Source organism: Pseudomonas sp. 6D_7.1_Bac1 (genome assembly GCF_025465945.1).
Lineage (GTDB): Bacteria > Pseudomonadota > Gammaproteobacteria > Pseudomonadales > Pseudomonadaceae > Aquipseudomonas.
The window spans coordinates 103,582-126,887 of the sequence record NZ_JANLNW010000051.1 but is presented as its reverse complement, the minus strand read 5'-3'; the positions used below and the strand labels follow the sequence as shown (position 1 = coordinate 126,887).

Here is a 23,306-nt window from a genome sequence, read left to right as displayed (position 1 = left end):
CCGGCATCCCCGAAGGGATCCTTGGGCAACCCGCCATGACACAGGAGAGCAGGCACCCAAAAGTGCCGTCAATCATGTTGTGGGGCGTTGTTGCACGCATTCAATACCGGGCCGCCAAGCCCGTGCCGCTGAAGTGACAGCGACACGGAAACAATAGGGGTCAGGCCCAAGACGCACAAGCCGGCGGATTCTGGCGCAAGTGTAGGCCGCAACGCAAGGCGCTGTAGCCCGCGACTGAGGTTGTGACGTCAAGCATAAACACCCGTAGCAGCTGCCGAGCCCGCGAGGCCGCGTTCGGCCGTGAAGCGGGTCCAAAAGAATAGTGAGCGGTAAATCAGAAACCACATTCTCGGCATTTTCGGCAGCTATGCAGTCCACGGGGGGCAAGCCCCCTCGCCACACATGGTGTAAGCTCTCGGGTTCTTCGGATTCGACCCTTTTGCGAGCCCTATGCCGTCGCTTTTCAAACGCTCTCTACTGCCCAAGCTGCGCAGTTTTCCGCTGACCGCCGATGCGGTCTCCATCCTTTCTGGCGCCGCCGAGTTTCGTCGTTGCCTGTTGGAGAAGATCGCTCAGGCGACCCAGCGCATCTATATCGTCGCGCTCTATCTGCAACACGACGAAGCGGGCCAGGAAATCCTCGATGCCTTGCACGCCGCTAAAGCGGCGCGCCCGGAACTGGACGTGGTGGTCGTGGTTGACTGGCTGCGGGCGCAGCGCGGTTTGATCGGCGCCGGCAAGCAGCCTGGCAACTCGGCGTGGTATCAGCAACAGACCCGCGAACACGCCAGCGAAGTGCCGGTGTATGGCGTGCCGGTGCAGACTCGCGAGCTGTTCGGTGTGTTGCACTTGAAAGGCTTCGTGATCGATGACAGTGTGATTTACAGCGGCGCCAGCCTGAACAACGTCTATCTGCACAAATTCGACAAATACCGTTTCGATCGTTATCACCTGCTGCACAACCGCGCACTGGCCGACTCCATGCAACACCTGGTGCAGCACGGGTTGATCGCTTCCAAAGCCGTGCACCGTCTCGACACACCGAACCTGCCGACCACGCGCAGCCTGCGCAACGATATCGGCGACCTGCGCAGCCGCCTCAAGCACGCGACGTACGACACTACGGCGGGAACGCTGGTCAAGGGCGGTCTGTCAGTGAGCCCGCTGCTCGGGGTCGGTAAAAATAATGTGTTGAGCCGGGTCATCTGTGAACTGATTGCCAGCGCTCACCATCAGCTGACCATCTGCACGCCGTATTTCAACCTGCCATTGCCGGTAACCCGTGAGATCAACCGTGCACTGGCACGCGGGGTGAGGATCGACATCATTGTCGGCGACAAGACCGCCAACGACTTCTATATCCCGCCGAGCGAGCCGTTCAAGGTGATCGCAGCGTTACCGTATCTCTACGAAATCAGCCTGCGACGCTTTGCCAAGCGCCACCAGCGGGTGATCGACAGCGGTCAGTTGAACCTGCATCTGTGGCGCGACGGTGACAACACCTATCACCTCAAAGGCATGTGGATCGACGAGCGCTACACCTTGTTGACCGGCAACAACCTCAACCCGCGTGCGTTCCGCCTGGACCTGGAGAACGCTTTGCTGATCGATGATCCCAAAGGTGAATTGCAGGAACCCCGGCGCAGCGAATTGGCGCAGATCATGCGCAACACCAGCCGCATTGAGCGCTATCAGCAACTGGAAACCTTGCTGGAGTACCCACCGGCGGTGAGCAAGTTTCTGCGTCGGGTCAGTCGGGTGCGGATCGAGAGTTTGCTCTATCGCATCTTGTAACCGAAAACGCAAAAGCCCCGTCACATGGACGGGGCTTTTACTTGGAGCATGCAGCTGAAAGCTTAAGGCTGCTTTTAGAACACTACGCCCTGGCTACGCAGGTAGTCATCGTAGGTGCCGCTGAAGTCGATCACGCCGCTTGGGCTCAGCTCGATGATTCGAGTAGCCAGGGACGATACGAACTCACGGTCGTGGCTGACGAAGATCAGCGTTCCCGGGTAGTTTTCCAGCGCCAGGTTCAGCGCTTCGATGGATTCCATGTCCAAGTGGTTGGTCGGTTCGTCCATGATCAGCACGTTCGGCTTTTGCAGGATCAGCTTGCCGAACAACATACGGCCTTGCTCACCACCGGAGATCACCTTGACCGACTTGAGGATCTCGTCGTTGGAGAACAGCATGCGGCCCAGGGTGCCGCGAACCACTTGCTCGCCTTCCTTGGTCCAGCGGCCCATCCAGTCGAACAGGTTGGATTCGTCTTCGAAGTCCGACGCGTGATCCTGGGCGTAGTAGCCCAGTTCGGCCGCTTCGGTCCACTTGACGGTACCTGCGTCCGGAGTCAGTTCGTTGACCAGGGTGCGCAACAGGGTGGTCTTGCCGATCCCGTTCGGACCGATGATCGCCACGCGCTCGCCGGCTTCAACGGTGAAGCTGAAGTCCTTGAACAGGGTCTTGCCGTCAAAGCCCTTGGCCATACGCTCGACAATCACTGCCTGGCGATGGAGCTTTTTGGTCTGGTCGAAGCGGATGAACGGGCTGACGCGGCTCGACGGCTTGACTTCGGCCAGCTGGATCTTGTCGATCTGCTTGGCGCGGGAAGTGGCCTGCTTGGCTTTCGAGGCGTTGGCCGAGAAGCGGCTGACGAAGGATTGCAGCTCGGAGATCTGCGCTTTCTTCTTGGCGTTGTCCGACAGCAACTGCTCGCGGGACTGGGTCGCCACGGTCATGTACTCGTCATAGTTGCCCGGGAACAGGCGCAGCTCGCCGTAGTCCAGGTCCGCCATGTGGGTGCAGACGCTGTTCAGGAAGTGACGGTCGTGGGAGATGATGATCATCAGGCTGGAGCGCTGGGTCAGGATGTTTTCCAGCCAGCGGATGGTGTTGATGTCCAGGTGGTTCGTCGGTTCGTCGAGCAGCAGGACTTCCGGATCGGAGAACAGTGCCTGAGCCAGCAGGACGCGGAGTTTCCAGCCGGGCGAGACTTCGCTCATCGGGCCATTGTGTTGCTCGATGCCGATACCCAGGCCCAGCAGCAATTCACCGGCGCGGGATTCGGCGGTGTAGCCGTCCATCTCGGCGAAATCGGTTTCCAGCTCCGCGACCGCCATGCCGTCTTCTTCGGTCATTTCCGGCAGCGAGTAGATGCGGTCACGCTCGGCCTTGACCTTCCACAGCTCTTCGTGACCCATGATCACGGTGTCGAGCACGCTGAATTCTTCGTAGGCGAACTGGTCCTGGCGCAGTTTACCCAGACGCACGTTCGGCTCGAGCATGACCTGGCCGCCGGACGGATCGAGGTCGCCGCCGAGGATTTTCATGAAGGTCGACTTGCCGCAACCGTTGGCGCCGATCAGGCCATAGCGGTTACCAGCACCAAATTTGACCGAAACGTTCTCGAACAACGGCTTGGCGCCGAACTGCATCGTGATATTTGCTGTGGAGATCAAAGAGCTTACCTATCAATAACTTAGCTGAGGCTGGGTTCTGCTGATACCGATTTGATACCAATTTTCAGTTTTTCCAGCTCGCTCCAATCGGAGCTTGAGTTTATCCAGCGGGCATAGGTCGACAGCAACATCTGCACGCTATGGCCGAGCTGCTGTGATATGAATGCGGGGTTCATGCCAGACATTATGCATATTGTCGCATACGTATGACGACAGTTATATGGCGGACGGTAGCGGATACTCAGCTTTTCCAGGGCTGGTCGCCACTGATGGTGCAGGTCTGAGGTTTGCTTGATGTGCTCGCTCATCTTAGATGGCGGAAAGACATAAGGTAGCTCTTTCAGTGCTCCAGCACCTTTCAGCCGGCGAAGCGCCACTTCAACGTTATGTCAGAGCCGCATACCAGTTGCTCGGCGGCATGCTCTAGCCATTCGTGCTCTTCTTCGGTGTCGCATACCCCAGGAGGCAACTGCGCATCGTGAAAAGCCTGACAAATTTTCAATGCTGCGTTCATGATCGCCTCCAGATCGGCGGTGTGCGTTAGGCGATATACCCGCCCGGCATAGTGGTAACGACTTTCCTGGCTGCAGGGTCATGCATCCGCCCCTTCGCGCAATCGTGGACGTCGGGACGGGGCTTATGGGCATTTTGGATTGGTGCGGTTTTCATGATTGCCTCCAACTGTTTGGTTGCTGAAAACACTCGGCTGCCCTTGTCATCCCGATATTTGCCGTTGGGCGAGGGGAAGGGCATGCGACTGGTTTCGACAATGAAAAGCCCGGCGAACCGGGCTTACCTTCCTACGTGACGCGCCCGCCGTGTTCATGAGGAACAGTTCGGGTGAGGTGTTTATTCCATGGTCGTATCCTCTGAGTTGAGTTGAACAACCGAGCATTTCTCGGTGGTTGGTGATGGCCAGGTCCTTGAACATCTTCTCGACGTTGGCGTCGATGATCTCGCGCAGCCGGTCGCTGGCTGCAAAGGTTGAGATGCGCTCAGCCAGCATTACCTGCTGCCATACTTCCGGGCTTTCGTCCTTGCGCCTGGATACGACAATGGCTTGTTCCTCCTGGACGCTGGGCGCCGCAATTAGTTGCTGGATGCGTCGACCGACAAGCTCATAAGAATTTCTGGGTTTACTTGCCGCGGATGTAGACAAATGCAATGTGCGCTTCGCGCTTTTACTGTATGCATATACAGTATTTGTATCCTGCCATATTTTGGCAAGGGCGGAAGGAAGTGGGGGATTCGAATCTGTATTAAATTCCTAAAGAACTTTTGCCGTGATCGAATCCTTTGGTCAGGAAATGCTGAACATCTCTTTGCAGACAGAGTTCTAAATAGGTATGGGAGCTCAGCAGGAGAAGCATCATGGTTCAGCGCCGCCAATACCATATCTCACAGATATCTCTTCGATTAGAGGGGTTGCGCGCCAGCCTATCGCAGTTCAAGCGGGACGAGCTTGAGATTCAAGAGACGCTGCGTGGTACGCCAGTGCTTGCTATTGAGCAGGCTCTCGACGAGGCATTTGATGAAATTCGCGAGTCAATAAACCACACCGAAGAATTGCTAGAAGCTCTGGTTCAAGTAGCCGGAAGCGCTCCTGAAAAACTGTCTCATCGTGATATTGCTCACTGAGGCAGGTCGAGAGGTAGCGAGCTCTGTGGCTCGAGTGGGTTGCCTCAGTCGGGGAGGGGTATTGATCAGGCATGGGTCGGTTTCATTCGAAGAATCGAAAACGTAGCAGCTGGGGAGGGCAGGCAACAAAAAGCCCACACATGGCGGGCTCTCTGCATCGCACGAGAGCATGGAAACGCTCGTACGTCAGTAAGGGTTGGGCTTACTGATCTTGTTTGGTGCTGGAAGTAGTCGCTTTACTCAGGCCCTTTGAGTTGTGATCTCCTGGTGTGGTCGTTGAGATCGCAGTGGCCTTTGTAAGTCCGTGCGTTGTTTTGGAGTGGGCAATCCCGGAAGTAGCCACGCCATGGCCTTTGCTGTCATTACGAGTGCGGCCAGTGTGATGGCCACTGATGCCGTGATCCCTGACGGCTCTACCGTCATGATCGACTTCTTGGCCTTCGCTACGGCCATTGCTGTCAGCATCGGCAGAATGACCTACTCCCTCTCCGCTGCTACTGCTGCCGTGACCTGCGCTGTTACCACCGCCACCACTTTTTGCATAGGCAGAGGACATTGGGAGTAAAGGCGCTGCGGCCAGCATCATTACGCATGTCATCACAGCTAACGAGATTCGTCTTCTTCAAAAGCATGATTGCTTCCACCGATTGGGGGAGGGTTTGCATGAATTAGGACGCATAGCCTTGTCTATAGTTCTCAGACTTCCGACAGAAGGCGTCACCGTGAGGGCACGCAGACGACTACTAACAAAAAGCCCGCAGGTGGCGGGCTCTCTGTCGAAGGGGCGCTGATCCGTCAGCTGATCTCAGTGTAGATCAGGTTGGTGGCGGCCAAGGCGGGGCGACGAAACGCTGGAATGAAAAAGCCCGCAGTTGGCGGGCTCTCTATAGATGGAGCCAAATCCCTTTGGCTGACCGCATTGTGCTTGGTGGATGTGACGAAGGTATGACAGAGCAGAAACAGAAGGTTTGGTATAGGGCCGGGGTTTGATTGGCGTCTTAGTTCAAAAACTATACTGGCTTGCCCCGCACAATCTTTCCCGCCTTCACCTCATCAGCAAGCGCAGCAAGCCGATCCGCATCCTCATACAGCTTTGCAATAAGCTTCAGGACGGCTGTCACCTCTTCGCCCTGGCAGCCCTTGGTGAGGCTGAGCACTTCACTTGCGGCTTGCTCAAGACTAGACGCCACGTCCTTGAGCTCACGGCGCAGCTCTTGATTGGGTTTGGTGAAGGGCATGGAACCTCCTGCAAATCTACGTCGCGCCGACTGACTCGTAAGCTTTAATGAAGGGTCGCAACCCTGCGACTCTCTCCAATCCTGATTCGATCGAGGGCCCGGTTTAATGCATCCAAGGCATCGAGGAGGGCTTTGGCCTCAGATTCCCGGCCATCACCCCAAAGGCGTTCAGCCATTTTGTTCAGGGCCTGGATAGAGTGCTCAATTTCAGCAGCGGTCGCTGCTACTTTACCTTCCGGCAGTTTCTTCGGCATTTCAGTAACCCTTCTGCAGGGCATTGCTTTGTCTTTCAAATTTTAGCGGGTAAACATTCCCCACCAGAACACATGTCCCAAAATCGCGATGTGCTGATCCTGAATCTCAGCGAAGGTGTAGTCCTCGTCCGGATGCTCGTCACGGTTGAAGCTGCGCAGACGGATGCCACTAGGGAGGCGGTAGAGCTGCTTTACGCGGAGCTGGCCGTGGTGGGCGATCGCGTACATGTCGCCATCGACGATATCGCCCAGCGAGCTCTTGCCGACGTGGATGCCCACGGTCGCGCCATCGCGCAGCACCGGCAGCATGCTGTTACCGCTGACGACCACGCACTTTGCGTTGCTGAATTGCACGTTGTTGTGCCGGAGGTCTTTCTTGAAGAAGCGCAGCCTGGCGCTGTCGCTTTCTTCGATCACGAACCGGCCTGAGCCGGCGGCCAGTTCCACTTCGCGCAGGAAAGGAACGTAGACCTCGTCGTCATCGAGAGGAGTGTTGTCGTCCCAAGGGCAGATGTCTGACATCGACACGCTTGGCTGGATACGCCCGTCTGGGGTGGCATTGAGCATGTCGCCGACTCCTTCAGCGAGCCACATCGGCGAAACGCCGCACACAGAGGCGATCTGGGCAGCAAAGGCTGTCGCCTTCGATTTCCCACGCTCGAGGTCGGAGATTGAGGTCGGAGATTGAGGTCTGCGTGAGGCCTGCGCGTTCGGCGAGCTCAGTCTGATTGAGCTTGGCGTGTCGACGGGCGGCTTTGAGTCGTTCTTTAAATTCCATCCGCGAAGTATTACGGGCGCTCCCGTACTCCTGCAAATCGGCATTCCCATAACCATATCATATGGGTATTCCCGTATGGAGAGGCAGCATGAAAAGTATTTATAAGGACCTTGTTGCCTTCTTCGGCACCCAGGAGGCCGCTGAAAAGCTCAAGGTTGATCAAAGCACCGTTTCCGGTTGGGCTACTTCCGATCTACGGCTGTCAGTCCTTATCGACGCAGCGGATTCAGCCGGTAGTTGCGCAGTGCCAACCGCTACCGGCGCCGGCGGCGTGGTTCATGGAGGAGCGCGCGCCCGACTTGACCCAGCACATGCTCAACGAATTATCGGGATCACCGACTCCGGCGACCAGGGACTGATCGCGCTGCAGGCTTGCCAGTCCTTCGTTAAAGAATTGTCTACGTCCAAGTAGCTGGGGCTGCATGAATACATCAGTAAATGCCGCACTCCTTGCTCACGAAATTTTGTGGGCGTGGCATCTGCTTACTGGTGTGGCTATTGTAATTGATGATTTAATTACAATAGCCACATTGTTATAGTTCGGATGTTATCCAGCTCCTTATTTCTGTGTCGCTTACTTTGTCCAGTGGTATATGGACTCGGCAGCATGTCCAATGGATTTTTATTTCTTCGTTGATGAAGTATGCTTGGAGGCCTTTAATTAAGCTTGATAATTTGAAGTGGGATCTTGTTTCTTTAGGGTTTAGCGTGCCCACAAAGTAATATTTGCTTGGGTCTACTGTGCTTCTGTAAAGGGTTCCGGTGTTTTCTGTTGTCAGTGAAATGTACGCTTCTGACTTTTGATCATTTGCGGATGGGCCAAATGTTTCCGAGAACTTGTCTTTGTATGTGTCTATTGTTGTGACTCCGTACATCTCGTTCATGGCATGACCCGGAGGGTATTTATAGAACATCATTGCCTCTGATCCAAAAGAGGCGGCCCCTTCTGGATTAACCCCGCCAGCTACGGTCTTTGCTCTCGACGCTAACTCTGTATCTGGGGAGGAGGTATCGCTGTTCATCAATGCATCATAACCACCGTCAATTATTTTTTTGTTATTCCGCCCGTCATGCATAAAACCGGACGGGACAAATTTATAAACTGTACAGCGCTCCGTGTTTATTTGCTTTCCTGTATGCTCAAATCCATGTCCAATTGTATATACTGAAATCATTTTTATTCATCCTTGTGGGCGTTTTTGGGTTCTACGAATCTTTATCAGTTTTCTCGCCTTATTAGCTCTGCTCCTTGATTTAGTACATTACCTACCTTAAGTCCGACTCTGAACCACTCAAACACATCGGCAGATTCGCCTTGGTCCAGCACCATCTGCTCGGCGCGCTCCTTTGGCGTGACCAGGACCAGCCACTCCCGCGCCAGCTCCGGTGCAAGCACCACTGGCCGGCGGTGATGATCACAAACCCGTCATGCTCTCCAGGGCCTTCATCGCTGTCGGGAAATTGGCCGATGGAGGCACAGAAGGCAGGGGCACCATCTCGGCGCCGGATAAGGTAGGGCTGTTTCTTGGGGCCACCTTCATCTACCCACTCATACCACCCGTCGATTGGCGTAATGGCGCGGTTTGGCAAAGTCCTCCAGTGGAGATTTCAGCATAGCTGAGTGCGGGGCTGCTCATCTCCGTACAAAACCAATACCGGCGGCGGAAGCGTGGATCATGGCGGAGCGCGCCCATGACTTGCCCCGGCGCATGCTCAACGAGTTATTGGCATCACCGACGCCGGTGACCAGGGACTGATTGCGCTGGCGGCGTGTCAGGCGTACGTCAAAGAAGTGGTCCGGTGAACAATTGCTTTGTTGATGTGGGGGCGAAGCAAAACTGACATGATGCAAAAACTAGTCTGAAATAACTGTTCTGTTTCTCCCGCTCGATTTGGCGATGTACAGCGCTTTATCCGCAGTGTCTACCAAGCTTTTGGGAGTATCAATTTCCGCTCCAGAAAGCGCGCTAACTCCAATGCTGATAGTGACCACCCCTAGCGGCGATTTAGTATGTTGTATTTTGCTTTGCTCTAAATCGAGTCGGATCTTTTCGGCTAGCAGGAAAGCCCCGACATAATCTGTATTTGGAAGCACAATGGCAAATTCTTCGCCGCCGTATCTGGCGGCAAGATCGCCGATTCGATTTGCGTGCTTTTTAATTATGGCACTCACGGCCTTCAGGCACTCGTCACCTTGTGTGTGGCCGTAGTGATCGTTGTAATTCTTGAAAAGGTCAACGTCGATCATGATGAGTGCTGTGCCGTCTAGCCTGCGCTTTATTCGAGTAATTTCAGTCTCTATGAAAAAATCAAATTGACGTCGGTTGGCAAGCCCTGTGAGCCCATCTTCGAAGGCCATTAATCCGAGGGTTTTATTGACTTCGATGTAGTTTCTTTGGGATGCCTGCAATTCTCTTTGCACTTGAATCTGCTGGCTCATGAGTTTGATAAGTCGGTAACCTATGAAGCTAAGAATTGTTAGCAATGTTGAAGATATGATTAAACTGGCAAGGGATTCGCTTCGCCAATCAGCAAGTATTTCGTTTCTGTCAAATGCCGCGATGACTATAAGCGGGTATCCATTAATGCGGCGAAAACCGATGACCCGCTCTACTCCGTCTATAAATGAGTTTATGGTTGCAGTGCCTGAACTCATGTCCGGTTTTAGTATGGGGAAGATTGATCCATTTGATATGTTAAGTCCGACGTCTGAATCGCGGAATGGTTTACGTACTATAATACTTCCGCTTGATGTTGCCAGGTTGATGAGGCCGTTTGCCCCCATATCTACACCATCGTAAAGGCCGAGAAAATAGTTAAGGTAGATCGTAGCTATCGTTACCCCGGCGAAACTCCCGTCAGGATGATTGATTCGGCGTGATATAGTCATGATCCATTCATTTGTTGAGCGACTACGTATCGAAGGGCCAATATAAGGAACGAGGTCGGCATGGTCGCGATGGTAAATAAAATAATCGCGATCTGAGTTGTTTGCGCCAGCTGGGATTATATCGTTCGAGTTCAGTAACCAGCGCCCTTGTTCATCATAGATAAAAAAACCGTGTATTTGAGGTAGGCGTTTTTGTTGAATTTTAAGTAACTCATCTAGTTTTTTTAAATTTTCCGCATCGCTACCTTCAGACTCCAGGCGCTCTTTCACTCCTAAAAGCACTGAATCAGCCTGGGTGAGAGCCGCCTCGATATTGGATGACAAAGTCTTGGAGAGATTTGACATCTCGGTCTCTTTGTCGTGCAGGTGATATTCCAGAGAGTTGAAGACTCCCCAGGTGCTGATCGCTATTAATGAAATGCACACCACCGAAACGAATAGGACTACATGACCGACCTTGAGCTTGGCATCGGTCCATTCGGCGGCAAAAATTGAGGCTTTTTTTGTGAGCATTGCGTCCTGTCCTTAGACTCGAGGGCGCGCGTTCGCGAGCGTCGAGTTACTGCCCAAGTATTGATTTGTGAGCATGAGGCGAAAAAATGGTGGCTAGCGGGTATGGGTATGGGGTGACCAGAGCGCTTCGGGTTTTTGGCGCGAGCTGATGAGCGAATAGATAGCTTCACAGGAGCGATCGGAGTTTCGCTCAATAGTCGATAATTGACGCCTTAGAGACGTTGACATCGGTGATTCGAGGCAACTGATCTGCTCAATCAATGCTGTCAGGTCTTCAAGGGCTGAACCAATAGCAAGCTGCGTTAGATTTAAATGATAGAGAGCGGAGTAGAGCTGATCCTGATCCTTGTTTTTCATGGCTTGGCTCCTGTTGAGAGATTGAGCCTAGTCGAACAGTGACTATGCTGCTGATGGTTTTCACTCAGGAGAAGATCGGGCGACGAGCTGTAGGATATTGGGTGGTGTACGGTCGGCAGGACGCCGGAGGAGGGCTCACCAGCTGATACCAATTTTGATACCAACTGGAGTGTTTTGCTGTGTCTTGGAGGGGGATAGCCCCCCGTATTTGCTACTCATGACCTACCAGAAAACCCCGATGCATACTGCATCCGACGTTCGGCCTGCTCTTTGGCGAACTCCAGGGCATGGGAAGCGTTCCTCGTCGATGGCATGAGGGTAGGGCAACGACTTACTGAACCTCTCCATACAACAAGGCGATTTCGTATCCATCCATTCCGAGATTACCCTGGTGAATGGCAACACCGCCGTCAGTACGGGGAACCCTGCGCTGCAAAATCCGAAAATATGCCGCGTTGCGCACACCATTCAGGTGCCCACCGTTGCTGGCGTAGTAAGGGAAGGTTTCCGGATGCAAGGTCCAGCCCGCTGCCCTTGCATAGGCCAAGGCAAGTTGCTGGCCAGCGTTGCTCGCATAAACGTTGAAACCCTCATTGCGCAAGACTTCCGCCGCCAGTGTCGTGGGCAGCAACGTATAGTGTGTATACGCAAGGCCGTTTACCCCTTTATCGGGTCCGCCACACCAATCCGTTGTGTTGCTCCGACAGATTTCAGCCGCCATTGATCCATCTGACGACACTTGACTGAGCATCAGGGCGCGCCAGCGACTTATTGCCTGCTCCATGAGGCGGCGGTCATTGAGATAGGCGGCACTGCTTGCTTCAAGCAGCACCCCCCAATTGCCAAAGTTGTTTGATCGCGATGCTACCGAAAGGGGCAGCACTCGTTCGCGCAGGAAGCTCTTGAACGTAGCGTCATGCCACTGACTGTCGGCACGAAGCATCGCCGCGGCCAACACATACTCGGGAAATGTGAAGTTGAAATCGGCGGCACCTTGCCCGCGGTCTATGTGTTGCACGCCTGCCGCCCACGCATCGAGTATGCGCTCACTCGTTTGCGCGTATCGCCGATCGCCGCTCAGCGCGAAACACAGCGCCTCACGATAGGCGGTGTGGCCGTCGTCTCCCAGTGACTTGGCGATGCGTTGCTCGCCTGCCCGATCGACATAGTGCGGTGGCGGTGTGAAATCAGCGACTGGATGAGGGGTGTAGTCAAGGTTCCGATCGCACGTCGCACGTAGTGCGGACCATCGCTCTGGTGACGCGCGTAGCGAATCAACCAGCTCAGCACTTGGCCATGCCACCTGCTTGCCGGGAGTCACTGCCTTAGAAGTTGCGGCATGGCTGGCTTCCTGGACAGCGCAGCCCGTGCAGACCAGGAGCCAGAGGACGGTGGCAGCCAAGTTTCGAACCCGGGTGGAAGGCCGTTTTGGTGCGAGTTTACGAAGAGTCATACAGTTAACGTCCGTTCGCGTTTACCAACGCATGGAATATTTGCGGGTGTGCCTCGGCCAAGCCCCCAAGGGAACTGAAACCTGCGGGCCGGAACCAATGAGGTAAAAGCAGCTCCGCTGCCGCTCTGCATTGGCAAGCGACGGTGGGGTGGGGCAATCATCATGATTACCGAACCTTTATGACCGCCCCTGTAGGGATGGAGCAGATGTGATTATCCTTCGTTCGAGCCGGCCGCGCACAGAAGCCAGGTAGTCCGCACGGTACTGGCGCAAAATGTAGTCTTGGAAATTCCTCTGCTCTAACTCTCGCCACGCAAGTCCCTTGGCATCATTTGAGCGTTCAGTGGCGGTCACCAGCATGTGGGAGTCAAATGCAAAATCAGCGTCCGTCATCAGCTCATATCCATATCGCAACATGAACTCCTTTGCCAAGGTCTCGATAATTTCGATTTCATGAGTTTTCAGTTGTACTTTAAATTTGTCGATGTTCGCAGCAATAGGTGGAAAGCAGTTTGATGACCAAAGCGCCGATATCTGTGAGATCTGTCTTGCCTCCTGTGATTCGGAAATCTCCAGCATTTTGTCCAAAAAATGAATGCCGAAGAAATGGCATATCCGTTTAAGCGTAGCCTCTTGATCAAGAAGAAAATCCTCATAACGTATTGTCAGCACGCGCTCCGGGTATCGCTCGATCAAGGACTGGGCTGCACGATGCGCAGCAACCCATGTCTGCGTGTTAATCAACGTGTCGAAGTCATGAATGATTGCGCGGTTCATCGACGCAACTTGAGCGCGTGGATCTCGCACGACATTGAGAAGTAGCATATGTGGAAACGTTTGCATCAGTTCATGAGCGTAGTGCACATTGTCGAGAGACTTGTCCATTACTACTTGCGCTTGATGCTGTTCTGCGGAGCGTAGCAGCAGCTCCCAAACGATTCGATGCACACTTCGTGGTTCCTCGTAGCGGACCCTCTCGAAGATATCGATCGGATCGAAGGAGGCGCCTGGCCATTTGACTATGCTTGCCGCCTGCAGGCCGACGACATCGACCACCATGCGAAAGTAGGCATTGTCATCTGCAAGGTCACCGTACAGGGGAACAACCGGCATGAAATCAGCGATGTGTACTGGATAAGGTGAATGGAACTGTGGATTAAGATTGAGGCGTAGCCGCAACGCGTGACTACCGCACCGACGTAATGGAATCATCAATATGGGCCTTGGACGTGCGTTGCCGTCGGACACCTGTTTATTAGTGATGTTCACATCCTTCTCCTCAGGGTTCATGAGTGGTGGGGGAGATAGCCCAGCTTGATCAGGCTGGAAATAATCAACTCCACCGACTGGTTCACACTTAAACATGCGGTATCAATCTGCAAGTCGGGACAAAGAGGCGGTTCGTAGGGAGCATCAATACCGGTCATACCCTTTAATTCCCCGGCCCGCGCTTTGGCATACAAGCCCTTGCGATCACGCTGCTCGCAGACCTCCAAATTCGTAGCCAGGTAGATCTCAAAAAAGGCCGTCTTATGATCCATGGCCAACTCTCGGCATACCTGGCGTGTGCTTGCGTAGGGTGAAATGCACGCGCACAGCGCGACACCACCGGCCCGAGCGATCTCTACCGCCACAAAGCCAATACGTTCGACATTGGTCTCACGGTCTGCTTTTGAAAAGCCCAGGCCCTTGGAGAGTTTTTGTCTGACAACATCGCCATCCAGCAAGCTGACGACGCGTCCTCCTCCTTCGCGCAGTCGCACGGCAACGCCATTGGCGATCGTCGATTTGCCAGCGCCAGACAGTCCTGTAAAGAAGAGGACAAATCCTTGCTGCTGTTTCGGACGATAAGACTGACGTAGTTCTGCCACGATATCGGGTGCACTGAACCAATTTGGAATCTCGGCACCGCTGGCCAGCTTTTCCCTGATGGCTGTTCCCGACAAGCTCAGCACATCTGCGCCAGGCGGCACCTGCGAGGCAGGGACATAACGCTGCTCTTGCGCGAGATACAACATTTCCTCGAAGGCAAGAATATGAAGGCCGATTTCTTGCGCATGCTCCAATGCCATCTCTTGGGCGGCATAGGGGGCGTAAAACGCTTTGCCGTGCATATCATTGCCAGGTCCGGCGTGATCACGGCCCACGATAAAATGCGTCGCCCCAAAATTCTTGCGAATCAGGGCGTGCCAAATTGCTTCGCGGGGGCCGCCCATACGCATGGCCAGCGGCAGCAGTGACAGCAAAACGACGTCGGGGGCGTAAGACTTGAGTGCATGCTTGTAGCACCTGACACGGGTGTAATAATCAATGTCGTCAGGCTTGGTCAGTCCCACTACTGGCTGTAGCAACAAGGCAGCATTGACCTGTTTCATGGCTCGCTGCGTTAACTCCACATGGGCACGGTGCATTGGATTACGTGTCTGAAAGGCGACGACTGTCTCCCAGCCGCGACGTGCTATCTCGTCTCTGACTTGAATGGGCGACAAACGCAAGTCAGTAAAATCATAATGTGTAATGGGTTCAACTTTTTTAAGGCGGCCGCCGACATTGAAACGATGCTGGCGATACAACGCCGCTACGCCGGGGTGGCCCCTGTCGAGGGTACCCAGTACCTCTAGCGCTTCGATGTCATGGTCGGGTTGGTAGATTGAATCAACGGTCAGTACGGCAAGCGTAACGCCTTCCGGGTCACGCAGAGCCAGCTCCGCGCCCAGCGTCAGCTCGAGGGCCAGAGTTTGCGGGATATCCAATGTAATGGGAATTGGCCAAAGGGCGCCAGAAGTCAATCTCATATGGCGAACAACGCAGGCATAGTCGTCTTCGCCCAAAAAGCCCGTCAACGGGGAGAAGGCCCCGTTAAGGATCAACTCCAGATCGCAAAGCTGCCGTGCAGAGAGTATCCAGAAAGGAAGGGACGACACCCGTAATTTCTCTATAGGTTTTATCATGGTGTCTCCTTTTTATAATCTAATGGAGAGGCTTCAGTACGTCGCTATAACGTGGGTACACAAACGTTAAAATCATCATAAAAACATAGTGTTGGTATAGCGTGGAGCATGAGCGGTAATCACGGGTCAATTTCTTGTCTGCCGCTTACAAAGGTGTGGCAGTCCTTCCTCTTAAAGTAGTCGGCCTGTCGCGATGTGCAATGTTGTTTAATGCTGAATTGAATGTGTGAATGCAATGTTTCTTCATAAATGCACTTGCAATTCAATCGCTTTGGTCATGAGGTTGATTCCGTTCGGCGTAAAGATAGTTATCTTGAATTTCCGTATCGATTATTTCGAGAGCGGCACGCCAGGGCAGAGCTCAATGAGCAAGCCCCCCGTTTTTCGAGACCGCACAGCTGACCCTGTATGCCCATCCGGATTAATTGCAAAAAATTCTACCCCAGCGAAATATGAGCTACGCTTGTCCTGATCCTCTGTCTTAGGGATGAGACTCAATGCTGACAAAGAAAGCCTCGTTTTTTGCCGCCGAGTGGACTGATACCAAACTCAAGGTCGGCCATGTAGTCCTCTTCGTTGCAGTAGTGTGTTTCTCACTAATCGCGATAAGCACCTGGGGGGTCTTCAACTCCCTGGAATACCATTTGCGCGACAAAGAAACCGAGATGTCAAGTCTCTCCAAGACCTTATCGTCCAATATCGAGGCAACTATAACTCAGGCGGACACGGTGCTGTTAGGCGTGAAGGAACGTCTGGAGTCTGAAGGCAGTGACGCGGAAATCTTAAAAAGACTCGATGGGTTACTTAAAGCCCAACAAAAGCGCCTGCCTCAAATACATGGCTTTTCTATATATGATGAACAGGGGCGCCGGCTACTTAACTCAAATGACAAGATTCCAGCCGGCGCAAACAACTCGGATCGCGATTACTTTATTTACCATCGTGACCATGCCGACCTCGGTCCTTATCTTGGCCCTTCGATCCTTAGTCGCTCAACAAATGAATGGATCATGCCGGTATCGCGCCGAGTCAACCATCCTGACGGGAGTTTTGCCGGGGTAGCGATCGCTACAATTTATCTTAACTATTTTCTCAGCCTGTACGACGGCGTAGACATGGGGAAAAATGGCCTCATCAACTTGGTGGGCTCAAGCGGTAATATTGTTGTGCGCAAACCATTTCGCGACTTGGACGTTGGCACCAACATATCAAAGGGTCAAATATTCGCACTATTGAAACCTGATGTAAGCTCAGGCACTGCAACCATAAGGTCATTTATAGACAACGTAGAGCGGGTAATTAGTTTTCGACGTATCAATGGGTACCCTCTTGTCGTTATTGCTGCATTTGATAAAAATGAAATACTTTCTGACTGGCGGAGGGAATCCTTTGCCAGCTTAATCATATCCTCCATATTACTGGCAATCCTTGGGTTTATAGGTTATCGACTTGTCAGGCTTATGAGCCAACAACTTCAAGCGCAAAGAGAATTGCAGGCATCCCAAAAGAAATATATTGAAGCGAATAAGGTTCTTGGGTTAATGGCTCTGGAAGATGGACTTACAGGGCTTGCCAATCGACGTCAATTTGACTTTTTTATAGAGGCTGAAATTGCTCGAATAAAGCGCAGGCTGGATGGCACAGCACTCATCATGATCGACGTTGATCTCTTCAAGAGTTACAACGACCACTACGGCCACGTTCAGGGCGACGAATGCCTGAAGGCCGTGGGTTCAATAATTAAAAAACATGCCAATCGTATCGGCGACCTTGCCGCCAGATACGGCGGCGAGGAGTTCGCCATTGTACTTCCAAACACAGATTATGTTGGGGCTTTTCTGCTCGCTGAAAAGATCCGACTCGATTTGGAACAAAACAAAATACAACATAATGAGTCCCCATTAGGGGTGGTCACTATTAGCATTGGCATTAGCGCGCTTTCTGGAGCGGAAGTTGATACTCTCGAAAGCCTTGTCGGTACAGCCGATAAAGCGCTATACATTGCCAAGTCCAGCGGGAGAAACAGGACAGTTATTTCAGATTAGTCTCGGCAGCTCATCAACTCCTCAAGGCTGCTTGATCAGATACTGGGCCAGCGCGTCGAAGGCCGGCAACGTGACCGGATCGTTGGCTGCGTTGCCCGCTACCGGATGTGAAGCGAAGCGCACGATCACCATTTCTGCCTTCGGATCGATGTAGATGCTTTGCCCGTGAACGCCGCGAGCCATGAACGCGCCATCCGGGTTGTGGCTGACCCACCACATGTTGCGATAACTCCAGCCTTGCAGCAGCCCATACCCGGCTTTGGCAAAAGCGGCCTTGTCGCCACCGTGGCGTATGTCATCGACCACGGCTTTGGGCAGGATTTGCTGACCATTGAATTGGCCGTCGTTGCGCAGCATCTCGCCAAAGCGTGCCATGTCACGCAGGCCGGTGTTCAGGCCGCCGCCAGCAAACGGTGTACCGATCGAATCCACGGTGAAGTAGGCATCCTGTTCGGCGCCCAGGCGACCCCAGATACGCTCCGAGAGAAACTGCGCAACGTTTTGACCGGTTGCCCGGGCGATCACCCAGCCCAGTACATCGGTGTTGATGGTCTTGTAGGCGAAGGCGACACCGTGCTGGCCTTGCAGCTGTACAGTCTGCAAAAACTCATAGTAGCTGCGTGGCCCCTGGTAATCCTTCGGCTTGGGCAGCGGGCTGCCGGCGTTGGCGTGAGCCCAGACTTCAGCGTTCGGGTTGGCATAGTCTTCGCTGTATTTGAGACCCGTGGTCATGTCCAGCACCTGGCGCACGGTAGCCTCGCCAAAGGCTGATTTTGCCAACTCGGGTACGTAATCGGCGACATGCTTGTCAGGGTCGATACGACCTTCTGCCACCAGTGTCGCGCCCAGGGTGCCGATCACCGACTTGGTGACGGACATTGCGGCATGCTGGCCTTGAGGTTTCAGCACGCCGAAATAGCGCTCGTAGACCACGTTGCCACGATGCAGAACAATAATCCCGTCGGTATAGGTGGCCGCCAGCGATTGCTCCCAGGTCAGCGACTGTTTTGAATCGAGGGTTTTGAACGTCAGCGCATTGATGTGTTCATCCAGCGCCTCTGGCAGCGCCGTGGGGGACCCCAGCCCTCGCGAGACGTTGAGCGTGGGCATCAACTGACGGAAATTCGAGACGCTCCAGCGCAGGGCCGGAAACTTGAAGTAGCTGCCATCTTCGAAGCGAACGATGCGATCGGCGGGCGGTGGCGTGCCGACCATCCAGCCCAGTGTTGCCGGGTCGCTGGCGGCGGCATCGGGAAACTCGCTCGCGAAGGTCGTCGAGGCGGCCAAAATGGCGAGCAACGCCGCGGTGCGTGTATGAAGGTGTCTGGAAAGTGCGGCTAAGATCATCAAGCATTCATCCATGAATAGGGGGTGCGCCCGGCTGGCAGGCATCGGCAGCTACCCATGGTGCCCTGTGTTTGTTGAGCTGAACAGGTGTTTTTCTGGCTCGAATTCCCCACAGATTTTCACAAATGTAAGTTAACCCTTGGTTACAAAGTGTGACTAGAATACGAACCAGTGGCCAAGAGCTAGCTTTTTGCTCAAACTCCCATGCTTTACCGATTTACTTGATAGTTGAATCTCGGACGCTGCGTTCATATCAGCCTTGTGGCGCGCGGCATGTACTCTTCTGAACTGTGATGAATTCCCGTGAAGCTGATCATTGTCTCCCTCTACGTTTTATCCATCGCGTATGTACATTTGCGTGGCCGTATCCGACACAAACTGAGTCGCCAGTTGAGTGATCATTCGACCTTTCTGGCCCCGATCAACTGCTTCCTCTACCTGTTTTCGAAAATCCCCAACAAGCCTTACCTCGATCCGGCCGACTTCCCGGACCTGAGCCCGTTGCAGGCCAATTGGCAGGAAATCCGCGCCGAAGGCCAGAACCTGCTCAGGGCAGGGGAGATCAAGCGCTCGGACCAATACGACGATGTGGGTTTCAACTCGTTCTTCAAAACCGGCTGGAAGCGCTTTTACCTGAAGTGGTATGGCGACAGCCACCCGTCGGCCACCAAGCTCTGCCCGCGTACGACAGAGCTGGTGCAAAGCATCGGTTCGATCAAGGCGGCGATGTTCGCTGAATTGCCGCCGGGCTCGAAGCTGGTCCGTCACCGCGACCCGTATGCCGGCTCGTACCGTTACCACCTGGGCCTGGAAACGCCTAACGATGAGGGGTGCTACATCGACGTCGACGGCGAGCGTTATCACTGGCGTGACGGCGAGGCGGTGATGTTTGACGAGACGTACATCCACTACGCCGAGAACACCACCCAGCAGAACCGCATCATCCTGTTCTGCGACATCGAGCGTCCGATGAAGTACCGCTGGGCAACAGCATTCAATCGCTGGTTCAGCCGCAACGTGATGTCCGCTGCCGGCGCGCCTAACGACGCCGGCGATAAAACCGGTGGCTTGAACCGGTTCTTCGGCAAGATCTACAAAGTCCGCCTGCGTGGTAAAGAACTGAAAAAACGTAACCGGACGCGCTACTACCTGGAAAAGTGGGCGATTTTCGGCGGTTTGCTGGCCATTATTGTTTTGATATAAGCACGATCAACGGCGTCAGCAGTCCTTGCTGACGCTGTGTTGAGGTTTCCCCGCCGGTCTATAGTGCGGTCAATCGGTGTTACATCTGCACTGGAGTATTTTCTTCACAGGGGCGAACCCTGCGCGTAGCGTGTAAGCGAAGACCCAATCTGCATGTATGGGAGGAACTCCACCATGAACAGGTTTGTGCTTGGGACCACCGCGCTGGCGTTGAGTGGCTTGCTTGGCACTCTGGCCCAGGCCGGCGCAGATATCGGCATGCTGGCTGCAGTGGTGGGGGAGCCGGTCGTTCTCGCCCAGAATCTTCCTGACAACACCGATAACCCCTACAACAGTCCGATTCGCCGGGCCAACCCTAACAGTATGCAAGGCACCCAGCCCAACGCGCCGGCCGTTCGCGGATCGACTACCGTACCGGTTCCCCGTCCGCCAACCCTTGAAAACGGCGGGATCGGCAACGGCTATCCGCGCAGCGGCACTGCGCCGGGTTCGGTCAAACCGTATATCCCGTCCAACCCACCGCCCCGAGACCCGGACACCAGCAATTACTGAGTGGCATTGATGTGTTGTGGCGCTGGCGTGCCAGCGATCGACTGCAAAACAGTCGCACGGCCATGCCATACTTCGCACTTTCCGCTGCGAAACAGACCGGTATGACCTTCGATTCGCCTCTCAGCGCTTACCACCATGCCCTCTTGCAAAAAGGCTTCGTCCCGGATGCAGCGCAGCAGCACGCCGTTCTGGCGTTGCAGCATTGTCACGAAGCCTTGCATCAGGGCCGGACGCCGATCACCGGGGTTTACCTCTGGGGGCCGGTCGGGCGCGGCAAGACCTGGTTGATGGATCAGTTCTACCAAAGCCTGCGGGTCCCGGCCCGGCGTCAACACTTTCACCATTTCATGGGCTGGGTGCACCAGCGCTCGTTTCAACTCACTGGCACCGCTGACCCGTTGCGGGCACTGGCCCGTGAGCTGAGCCGGGATGTGCGGGTGCTGTGTTTTGACGAGTTGTTCGTGAACGACATCGGCGACGCACTCATTCTCGGGCGGCTGTTCCAGGTGATGTTCGACGAAGGTGTGGTGATGGTCTGCACCTCCAATCAACCACCGGAGCAGTTGTACGCGGACGGTTTCAACCGTGACCGGTTCTTGCCGGCGATTGCTGCGATCAAGGGCCACATGCAGGTGGTGGCAGTGGACGGTGGCGAAGATCACCGCTTGCATCCAGGAAAGGGCCTGCAACGTTATTGGGTCAGCGCACCCGGTCAGCCCAGCCCGATGAGCGAAGTGTTCAAGAAACTGACTGAAGGACAGCCAGTGTCCAGCGATCCCGTGACCATCGGCTATCGCTCGGTGATTGCGGTGCAAGCCAGTGAAACCGTGCTCTGGTGCCGTTACGCGGACCTGTGCGAGCAACCTTTCGCGGCGATGGACTTCATGGCGCTGTGTGATCGCTTCAGCACTATTCTGTTAAGCGAAGTGCCCAATCTCAGTGCTCACCAACGGCCCGGACGCATCGCCAGGGGCACCGAGGATGGCGCCGAACGCGTCGAGGCCGGCGACCGTGAATTGCCGCAATTGTCGGTACACGACGACAGCGTGCGGCGCTTTATCGCGCTGGTCGATGAGTGCTACGACCGTAAAGTGCCGTTGTACGTCGAAGCGCAGGTGTCGATGGATGAGCTGTACACCGAGGGCTACCTGGAATTCCCGTTTCGCCGGACCCATAGCCGGCTGAAGGAAATGCAACTGCAGCGCTTTGCCGAGGCCTGAAACACCGCAGGCTACGCCACAGCCTTAGCGCAGCCTGCGATCCTCAACGCCGTATTACCAGAGCTTGATGTTGTAACTGATGATCAAGCGGTTTTCGTTGGTGTCGCGCTGGTAGTTGCTCTTGCTCAAACCGTTACGCCAGCGGGCGCTGACGTTCTTCAGCGGACCGCTCTGAATGGTGTAGCCCAGATCGATGTCACGTTCCCATTCCCGACCTTCGCCGACAAACTTCCTGATCTGTGCCTGATCGCCCTTGGCATAGCGTGTAGAGAACAGCAGCCCCGGAATGCCCGCTGCAGCGAAGTCAAAATCGTAGCGGGCGTGCCAGGCGCGTTCCTTGGTTTGCGAGAAGTTGCTCAGTTGGTACTCGGTGAACAGGTAGGTGTTGCTGCCGTCGACGTAGGCAAACGGTGTTTCACCGTACTGCTGCTGGAAGCCACCACCAATGGAATGCCCGGCAATCGTGTACATGAAGCGTGTGCTCAACGCGCGGTTGTCGACGGTGCCGGCCAGACCTGCACCTGCCTCGTCGGCGCTGAAGTAGCGAATATCGCTTTTCAGGGTGCCACCGCCCAGCGCCAGGCTGTGTTTGAGGCCGACGTAGTGCTGCTGATAAATGTCCTCAAGCTGCGCATAGTAATAGCTGCCAGTCAGCGTTGGGTTGAACTGGTAATCAGCGCCGCCGAAACTGAACTCGTCACTTTTTGCCGAACTCTTGTAAGCGCCGCTCTGGCTGGTCAGGCCCATCTTTTCGTAGTGTGTCGATTCCCGTTGTTTGACTTGATCGATCTGCCCGCCGCGCAGGGTCAGGCCCTTGATGTCGTTGGAGCTGAGCAGGGCGCCTTCGAAGGTCTGCGGGAGCACCCGGCTGGTGTTGGGTTGCAGCAGCGGCAGGTCGGGCAGCAAATGGCCGATGCGTAGCTCGCTCTTGGCAATGCGGGCCTTGGCGGTCAGACCGAGCTTGGAATAACTGTCGTGGGCACGCCTGGCGTAGCTCGGTTTGCCGGGTTCGGCCTGGCTTTCCCGGGACAACAAGCCGCTACCGGAGCGGTCCGGGCTGGAGTCGAGTTTCAGCCCGAGCATACCGAGTGCGTCCAGGCCAAAGCCGACTGTGCCTTCGGTGTAGCCCGATTGCAGGTTCAGTAGAAATCCCTGGGCCCATTCGTCGCGCTTGGACTGACCATCGCCTTCGCGGTAATCACGGTTGAAGTAGTAGTTTTTCAGGTCCAGAGCGGCTTTGCTGTCCTTGAGAAACTCCGCCTCGGCTGCCATCGGCAGCAGGCTGGTGCCGCCGATCAAGGTCAAGTGCTGCATGAGTCGTGCGTTCATGGTGTTGGCTCCTGTGAGGGCTCTTTGTTGTTTTTCGGGCATGGCTTCGCCATGGGCGTCTTCAGCGGTATCTGAAGGCG

At 54.7% G+C, this 23,306-nt stretch carries 21 protein-coding genes and 5 pseudogenes; 9 read left to right on the top strand and 17 right to left on the bottom strand.

The annotated features are described in order from the left end of the window. Positions 1 to 450 precede the first annotated feature (450 nt). The gene (gene pssA, locus NTD87_RS12195) at positions 451 to 1,794 is read left to right on the top strand and encodes a CDP-diacylglycerol--serine O-phosphatidyltransferase (protein ID WP_262114188.1); all 1,344 of its coding nucleotides are present in this window, start codon (positions 451 to 453) and stop codon (positions 1,792 to 1,794) included. Between the two features lie 74 nt (positions 1,795 to 1,868). Here pssA and NTD87_RS12190 read toward each other — a convergent pair whose 3' ends face one another. The 5 genes and pseudogenes from NTD87_RS12190 to NTD87_RS12170 form a co-directional block, all read right to left on the bottom strand. Beyond that, entirely contained in the window at positions 1,869 to 3,458 is a 1,590-nt protein-coding gene (locus NTD87_RS12190) for an ABC-F family ATPase (RefSeq protein ID WP_248798520.1), read from the bottom strand. A 20-nt stretch (positions 3,459 to 3,478) separates the two neighbouring features. Further along, positions 3,479 to 3,838, bottom strand: a pseudogene (locus NTD87_RS12185) (site-specific integrase); the annotation flags it as partial. Continuing rightward, entirely contained in the window at positions 3,817 to 3,972 is a 156-nt protein-coding gene (locus tag NTD87_RS12180; protein ID WP_262114187.1) for a hypothetical protein, read from the bottom strand. The gene NTD87_RS12180 and the pseudogene NTD87_RS12185, both read right to left, overlap by 22 nt. Positions 3,973 to 4,173: 201 nt before the next feature. After that, positions 4,174 to 4,464 carry a hypothetical protein gene (locus NTD87_RS12175; RefSeq protein ID WP_262114357.1) on the bottom strand — a complete coding sequence of 97 codons (291 nt, stop codon included), beginning with the start codon at positions 4,462 to 4,464 and terminating at the stop codon, positions 4,174 to 4,176. Between the two features lie 9 nt (positions 4,465 to 4,473). Then, positions 4,474 to 4,617: pseudogene (locus NTD87_RS12170) on the bottom strand (DUF1654 domain-containing protein); the annotation flags it as partial. A gap of 212 nt (positions 4,618 to 4,829) precedes the next feature. Here NTD87_RS12170 and NTD87_RS12165 point away from each other — a divergent pair. Both NTD87_RS12165 and NTD87_RS27865 read left to right on the top strand, forming a co-directional pair. Then, on the top strand, positions 4,830 to 5,096 hold the full coding sequence (locus NTD87_RS12165; protein WP_262114186.1) for a hypothetical protein: 267 nt from the start codon (positions 4,830 to 4,832) through the stop codon (positions 5,094 to 5,096). A 346-nt stretch (positions 5,097 to 5,442) separates the two neighbouring features. Continuing rightward, the gene (locus NTD87_RS27865; protein ID WP_315975302.1) at positions 5,443 to 5,661 is read left to right on the top strand and encodes a hypothetical protein; all 219 of its coding nucleotides are present in this window, start codon (positions 5,443 to 5,445) and stop codon (positions 5,659 to 5,661) included. 445 nt (positions 5,662 to 6,106) lie between these two features. Here the strand turns inward: NTD87_RS27865 and NTD87_RS12155 are convergent, their stop codons facing one another. The 3 genes from NTD87_RS12155 to NTD87_RS12145 are packed head-to-tail and all read right to left on the bottom strand — an operon-like array spanning position 6,107 to position 7,410. Beyond that, the gene (locus tag NTD87_RS12155; protein WP_262114184.1) at positions 6,107 to 6,334 is read right to left on the bottom strand and encodes a hypothetical protein; all 228 of its coding nucleotides are present in this window, start codon (positions 6,332 to 6,334) and stop codon (positions 6,107 to 6,109) included. A 44-nt stretch (positions 6,335 to 6,378) separates the two neighbouring features. Beyond that, on the bottom strand, positions 6,379 to 6,588 hold the full coding sequence (locus tag NTD87_RS12150) for a hypothetical protein (protein ID WP_262114183.1): 210 nt from the start codon (positions 6,586 to 6,588) through the stop codon (positions 6,379 to 6,381). 42 nt (positions 6,589 to 6,630) lie between these two features. Next, positions 6,631 to 7,410, bottom strand: coding sequence for a S24 family peptidase (locus NTD87_RS12145; RefSeq protein ID WP_410017487.1), 780 nt, complete (start codon positions 7,408 to 7,410; stop codon positions 6,631 to 6,633). A 137-nt stretch (positions 7,411 to 7,547) separates the two neighbouring features. Between NTD87_RS12145 and NTD87_RS12140 the strand changes: the two are divergent. After that, positions 7,548 to 7,778, top strand: a pseudogene (locus tag NTD87_RS12140) (lysis protein); the annotation flags it as partial. Between the two features lie 121 nt (positions 7,779 to 7,899). Here the strand turns inward: NTD87_RS12140 and NTD87_RS12135 are convergent. Together NTD87_RS12135 and NTD87_RS12130 are read right to left on the bottom strand one after the other, a co-directional pair. After that, on the bottom strand, positions 7,900 to 8,541 hold the full coding sequence (locus tag NTD87_RS12135) for an immunoglobulin heavy chain variable domain-containing protein (RefSeq protein ID WP_262114182.1): 642 nt from the start codon (positions 8,539 to 8,541) through the stop codon (positions 7,900 to 7,902). Positions 8,542 to 8,585: 44 nt separating this feature from the next. Further along, positions 8,586 to 8,953, bottom strand: a pseudogene (locus tag NTD87_RS12130) (SOS response-associated peptidase family protein); the annotation flags it as partial. A gap of 109 nt (positions 8,954 to 9,062) precedes the next feature. Between NTD87_RS12130 and NTD87_RS12125 the strand changes: the two are divergent. After that, a pseudogene (locus NTD87_RS12125) lies at positions 9,063 to 9,170 on the top strand (lysis protein); the annotation flags it as partial. 51 nt (positions 9,171 to 9,221) lie between these two features. Here the strand turns inward: NTD87_RS12125 and NTD87_RS12120 are convergent. The 5 genes from NTD87_RS12120 to NTD87_RS12100 form a co-directional block, all read right to left on the bottom strand. Then, positions 9,222 to 10,769: a sensor domain-containing diguanylate cyclase gene (locus NTD87_RS12120; RefSeq protein ID WP_262114181.1), complete on the bottom strand. Its 1,548-nt coding sequence runs from the start codon at positions 10,767 to 10,769 to the stop codon at positions 9,222 to 9,224. 93 nt (positions 10,770 to 10,862) lie between these two features. After that, entirely contained in the window at positions 10,863 to 11,126 is a 264-nt protein-coding gene (locus NTD87_RS12115; protein ID WP_262114180.1) for a hypothetical protein, read from the bottom strand. Between the two features lie 331 nt (positions 11,127 to 11,457). Continuing rightward, positions 11,458 to 12,579: an alginate lyase family protein gene (locus tag NTD87_RS12110; protein ID WP_262114179.1), complete on the bottom strand. Its 1,122-nt coding sequence runs from the start codon at positions 12,577 to 12,579 to the stop codon at positions 11,458 to 11,460. 177 nt (positions 12,580 to 12,756) lie between these two features. Continuing rightward, positions 12,757 to 13,848, bottom strand: coding sequence for a sulfotransferase family protein (locus NTD87_RS12105; protein WP_262114178.1), 1,092 nt, complete (start codon positions 13,846 to 13,848; stop codon positions 12,757 to 12,759). 17 nt (positions 13,849 to 13,865) lie between these two features. Beyond that, positions 13,866 to 15,530 (bottom strand): bifunctional sulfate adenylyltransferase/adenylylsulfate kinase, encoded by a 1,665-nt coding sequence (locus tag NTD87_RS12100; protein ID WP_262114177.1) that lies wholly within the window; start codon positions 15,528 to 15,530, stop codon positions 13,866 to 13,868. 497 nt (positions 15,531 to 16,027) lie between these two features. Here NTD87_RS12100 and NTD87_RS12095 point away from each other — a divergent pair, with 497 nt between their 5' ends. Next, a complete protein-coding gene (locus NTD87_RS12095; RefSeq protein ID WP_262114176.1) occupies positions 16,028 to 17,575 on the top strand; it encodes a sensor domain-containing diguanylate cyclase in 1,548 nt (515 codons plus the stop codon). Between the two features lie 21 nt (positions 17,576 to 17,596). Here NTD87_RS12095 and NTD87_RS12090 read toward each other — a convergent pair whose 3' ends face one another. Next, a complete protein-coding gene (locus tag NTD87_RS12090) occupies positions 17,597 to 18,922 on the bottom strand; it encodes a serine hydrolase domain-containing protein (protein ID WP_262114175.1) in 1,326 nt (441 codons plus the stop codon). 303 nt (positions 18,923 to 19,225) lie between these two features. On the opposite strand from NTD87_RS12090, the gene lpxO reads away from it, so the two are divergent. The 3 genes from lpxO (at position 19,226) to zapE (ending at position 21,897) form a co-directional block, all read left to right on the top strand. Beyond that, complete coding sequence (lpxO, locus tag NTD87_RS12085; protein ID WP_262114174.1) at positions 19,226 to 20,125, top strand: lipid A hydroxylase LpxO; 900 nt, start codon at positions 19,226 to 19,228, stop codon at positions 20,123 to 20,125. Between the two features lie 174 nt (positions 20,126 to 20,299). Beyond that, complete coding sequence (locus NTD87_RS12080) at positions 20,300 to 20,677, top strand: hypothetical protein (RefSeq protein ID WP_262114172.1); 378 nt, start codon at positions 20,300 to 20,302, stop codon at positions 20,675 to 20,677. 101 nt (positions 20,678 to 20,778) lie between these two features. After that, positions 20,779 to 21,897, top strand: coding sequence for a cell division protein ZapE (zapE, locus tag NTD87_RS12075; RefSeq protein WP_262114171.1), 1,119 nt, complete (start codon positions 20,779 to 20,781; stop codon positions 21,895 to 21,897). 54 nt (positions 21,898 to 21,951) lie between these two features. On the opposite strand, the gene NTD87_RS12070 is transcribed toward zapE, so the two are convergent. Beyond that, positions 21,952 to 23,226, bottom strand: a complete 1,275-nt coding sequence (locus tag NTD87_RS12070; RefSeq protein WP_262114170.1) for an OprD family porin — start codon at positions 23,224 to 23,226, stop codon at positions 21,952 to 21,954. Positions 23,227 to 23,306: the final 80 nt, after the last annotated feature.